The sequence below is a fragment of the Streptomyces sp. BE303 genome, assembly GCF_036290945.1.
Classification (GTDB): domain Bacteria; phylum Actinomycetota; class Actinomycetes; order Streptomycetales; family Streptomycetaceae; genus Kitasatospora.
In genome coordinates, this window is the sequence record NZ_JAQYWZ010000377.1 from 1 (window position 1) to 315 (window position 315).

A 315-nucleotide genomic window follows, 5' to 3' on the forward strand; every position below is an offset into this window, starting at 1 on the left:
CGGACACCACCGCATCCAGCCCGGTCATCAGCTCGTCGGTGTCACCGGCGAGCACCACCGCCCGGTGAGCGAGCGCGGCACGGCGGATCGACGCCGCGGCGGGTGCCACCGGGTGAGCAGCGCCCACCTCGGCGCTGTCGATCAGCTGGTGAGCCTGAGCACGCAGGGACGCCTCGTCCGTACCGGACACCAGCACCGGAGCCAGGGGCAGTTCCACTGCTGCCACGGCGGCGGCCTCGACCGTCGGTGGCTCCTCCACGATCACGTGCGCGTGGGTGCCCCTGACGCCGAACGCCGACACCCCCGCCCGACGAG

At 73.7% G+C, this 315-nt stretch carries 1 pseudogene; it reads right to left on the reverse strand.

Annotation, left to right across the window (positions count from 1 at the left end):
* Positions 1 to 315: pseudogene (locus PUR56_RS06245) on the reverse strand (modular polyketide synthase); the annotation flags it as partial.